This window comes from Sphingobium sp. UBA5915, assembly GCF_002431195.1.
GTDB lineage: Bacteria > Pseudomonadota > Alphaproteobacteria > Sphingomonadales > Sphingomonadaceae > Sphingobium > Sphingobium soli.
Window position 1 is genome coordinate 1 of record NZ_DJDV01000076.1, and the last position, 4067, is coordinate 4067.

At 64.5% G+C, this 4067-nt stretch carries 2 protein-coding genes and 1 pseudogene; 1 reads left to right on the forward strand and 2 read right to left on the reverse strand.

Annotation, left to right across the window (positions count from 1 at the left end; translation table 11 throughout):
- Positions 1 to 572 (forward strand): annotated as a pseudogene (locus B2V90_RS13135) (ATP-binding protein); the annotation flags it as partial.
- A gap of 34 nt (positions 573 to 606) precedes the next feature.
- Here the strand turns inward: B2V90_RS13135 and B2V90_RS13140 are convergent.
- Together B2V90_RS13140 and B2V90_RS13145 are read right to left on the reverse strand one after the other, a co-directional pair.
- Complete coding sequence (locus tag B2V90_RS13140; protein ID WP_228221658.1) at positions 607 to 2418, reverse strand: M14 family metallopeptidase; 1812 nt, start codon at positions 2416 to 2418, stop codon at positions 607 to 609.
- Between the two features lie 17 nt (positions 2419 to 2435).
- On the reverse strand, positions 2436 to 4067 hold a 1632-nt coding region (locus tag B2V90_RS13145), incomplete at its 5' end, for a TonB-dependent siderophore receptor (RefSeq protein WP_293921634.1).

Here is a 4067-nt window from a genome sequence, read left to right on the forward strand (position 1 = left end):
CGCGCGCCGATCCGCCCCCGCGCCCGGCCGAAGAGATCATGCGCGCATTGGCCGACACGCCGCAGGCCAAGCCGGCCGCGCCCGAGCTGGACTTTGGCGAAAATGAGCCGGTCGTGATCGCGGTGCTGGAAGAGATCGTTGCGGACCTGGGCGATGCCACGCCCAGCGTCGCGAGCCTGTATCAGGATTTTGGCGTCCGCTGCCGGATGAAGGGCCTTAAAAAATCGCCGCTCGACCTGCCGGCCTTTCGCAAGCGGTTCGCGATGGCGCAGGCGGGGATGGCGGACGGCGACGACCCGCGCTGGCAGGACGCCATCCGCGCGGCCGAGCCGGTGCCCGAGGATATGCTGGCCCCCTTCCTGCTGATCGCGCGCGCGGCGATCGACGGCCATCCCTGTCCCGACGACGGCGCGCTGGCCCGCGCCTATGGCACCAGTTCACCCGGCCGCGTGCGCAGGCTGATCGACTATATGGAAAAGCTGGGCGTTATCGTCGCGCGCACCGATTTTTCGGGCAAGCGCTCGATCGGCCTGCCGGGCCTGGGCCTGTCGACGGCGGCGGCGGAGGGATAGACTGGCCGCCCCGCCCCGGCGGCCGTGCGCCTGATCAGTCCCGCTCCCGCCTGATCGGATAGAGATGATGGTAGGGGCTGCGATCAAATCGTTGCTGCATCAGCCAGTCCAGCCGGGCGTCGCCATCCGCAGCGAACGCCGGATCAGCCGCCAGCTTCGCCTCGAACGCCTTTTTCATGCGCGGATCCGCCGCCAGCAGAGCGTCCGCGATCGGCGCCCGCACGAAATCTTCCGCGCCGGGGGGAGCCGCCAATATTTCCGGGAAAAAGCCCCAGGCAAGAAAGCTGTCCTGGCTTTCAGGCTCCAGCAAGGCTGCGGCGAGCAGCCCCAGCGGTTGGTCGAAAGGCACCCTGACCGTACCGGCAGGCAGCGTCTCCGTCACATCCTCATGCTGCAACGTCGTGGTCAGGGGGATGCGGGCGTCACGCGCCGGCATCAATTGCGGATTGACCAGACGCACGCGATCCAGCGGCAAGGTGAGGGGCGCATCCAGCCTGTCATACCGGATGCCATGGAGCGTCAGTCGATCGATCACATCGGCTTGCTCCACAGGTATCCACCATGCCTTGGGCAAACGCACCGTTTCGACCGGTTCCTGCCCGATGACCGGCATCCGCCAATTGGCTGGCCGGCCAAGCCAGACCTGTTCCCTGCGCCCGCTGGCGGGCGAAACATAGGTGTCGAAGGCCACCCCCTTGAACTGGTCGATCCAGCCGATCGGCTCAGGCGCAGGCCTCCAGCGCGTCAGCATCTCGGTCGGGCGCGTCGCCAGGTCGCTGGCCTTGGCTTTGGCGATGACGCCGGCATCCTGCCCCGCCAGCCCGAGCGCGGCTTCCAGCAATATATAGGTGCCCAGCACTCGCTGGCGGTAAGGCTTGAGCATATGGTTTTCGACCAGCACCGTCGGAACACCGATGAAATCGCCATAGCCGGTCGAATAGCGCGGGCCTTCGGGCGCCTGGCGGATGCCTTTCGTGGGATTACGCGTGTCGATCGGACTGGGATAAAGGGTGGGGACATGCCCCGCCTGTTCCAGCGCCGCCGTTACGATCGGCCCGAAGCGCTGCTGCAGCCAATCGGCGGTGAAGCGGTGATAGGCGTAGCGGCCCCAGCCGGCATAGGTGAAGGTGATGTCATATTGCATGTCGAAGCCGTCGCTCACATGACAATCGACATAGAGGATGGGGTCGAGCCGGCGCAAAAGGCCGATCATCGCGCGGCTTTCGGGAGCATCCGCCTTTGCATAATCGCGGTTCAGATTGATGTTCCGGCTGTTGCCGACATAGCCTTTTTCGACAGGGCCGCGCAGCGCCGGAAAATTCCAGCGGCTCGCCTTCTCATGCCCGTCGATATTATAGACCGGCACGAACACGAGATCGACCTTGTCCAGCAGTCCGTCCTTGCCCCGCAGCGCGATGTCACGCAGCAGCATCAGGCCCGCATCCTTGCCGTCGATTTCGCCGGCATGGATGCCCGCCTGGACGAGCACCACGGGCTTGGCCCCGCCGCCCTTGCTGGCGCGGACGAGCAGCATGTCGCGCCCTTCCCCGGTGCGGCCGAATATTTCCAGGCTGATGAGCGGCGAGGCCGCGTCCAGTCGCTTCAGCCAGGCCTGAACCTCACCATAGCGGGGCGAAGTGGCAAAGCCCGCCCGTTCAGCCGGCGTGATCCAGGGATCATCCTGATCGACCACCAGCGCTTCGCTGGCGCCCGACCATGGCAGCGCCGGCGGCAACGCTGACATTGGCATATCTGGCATCGGCGCGCGGGACAGCGGCTGTGCCATGCCGCTGCCGGCCAAGCACAGGACCGCAGCGCCCAGGCATGTCCTCATCCATTCGACCATTTCCGGACTCCTCCTGTTCAGAAGCGGGCGCGTACGCCAAGGGTTACGGTGCGCGGCGTGCCCGGCTGCACCCAGACCGAACTATAGCTGCTGGCATACCAGGTCGCGTCGAACAAATTGCTGACCGTTCCGAACAGCTCGACATTCTCCATCACGTCAACGCTGCCGAACAGGCGGAATAGCGTGTGGGACGGCAGGGTGAAGTCGGTGCCAGTCTCGCCAAGCCGCTTGCCGACATAGTTCATGCCGGCGCCAAGCTGGGCGGCGCGCCCGGCGAGCGAGAAATGCTTGGCCGCCTGGAGGTTGAGGACATGGTCGGGAATGTTGATCAGCCGGTCGCCAGGCAGGATCTGGAACCCGAAATTGGGATCATTCACCGTCGAACGCGCCTGGGCGTCGGTATAGGCGTAGCTGAGCAGTACGTCGATGTCGCCGGGCAGATGGCCATTGAGGTCCAGTTCAACGCCCCGGCTTCGCGCCTTGCCAATGGCGACGGAAAAGCCAGGATTGTCGTTGTCGCTGGCCAGGACATTCTTCTTGGACAGCTGATAAACCGACAGGGTGCCCGTCAGCGCGCCGCCCAGCATCGCCAGCTTGGCGCCGGCCTCAATGGACTCGCTGGTTTCGGGATCGAAGATATTGTTGAGGAAATCCGCGCCGATATTGGCGCGATACCCCTCGCCATAGGCGGCGTAGAGGCTGATCGCGGCGTTCAGATCGTAGACGATGCCGGCCTGCGGACTGAACCGTTCATATCTGCGGCTGTTGTGCCGGATGGCGGGCGCGAGCAGGCGGTTATCGACCTTCAGCGTCAGATTGTCGTATCGGCCGCCTAGGCGGATCTGAAGACGGTCCGTCAGTTCGATCTGATCCTGCACATAAAAGCCGAAGCTGCGCTGCGTATCGAGGCGGTTGGTCAACACCGCCGTCGCGGGAAGCGGATATCGCCCATAGACAGGATTATCGATGTCGATGACGTAGCCGGCCTGATCGTCCGGGTTCGTGCTGACCGCTGGCGGACGATATCGCGTGAAGAAATTATCATAGCGGAAATGGTCGAAATCGCCGCCGATCAGCACGCGGTGGCGCAGGGATGCCGTTTCGAACGCGCCGGCAAGTTCGGCACGCAGAACGTTATGTTCCGCGTCATAGCGGCGTGAGCGCCGTTGACGCGACAGGGAATGACCAACGACATACAGCTTCTGGCGCGCGCGCGCCTGCTCCGCGTCGGAGGAGGAGCCGGTCAGCTTCGTGTCGCGATGGCTGGCGCCGACCTGCAGGCTCCAGTCGTCGCTGAACTGATGATCGAGCCGGAGCTGGTGGCCGGTGGCGCGCGCCACCGTATCGCCATCGCCCGGCTCGCCCAGGAAGCGGGAGCGCGGGACCGTGTCGAAATCGCCGTTCAAGACCACAATGCCGCGATCAAACGGCACTTCCACCCGCGTCCATTCGAAATCATAGGTCAGGCGCGTCCGGTTGCCCAGCGTCAGGCCCACCGAAGGCAGAAGGCCCCAGCGTTTTTGTGACACATAATCGCGGAACGTGTCGCCATTTTCATAATAGCCGATTAATCGCGCCGTGAGGCCGCTGGTCAGCGCCAGATTGGCGTCGGCATCGGCGCGGAACCGGGCGTCACATAAAACGGGCAC

Bases quoted from the DNA above. Each gene is read 5' to 3' on its own strand.
- B2V90_RS13140 (WP_228221658.1), bottom strand. From the start codon at position 2,418: ATGGTCGAATGGATGAGGACATGCCTGGGCGCTGCGGTCCTGTGCTTG.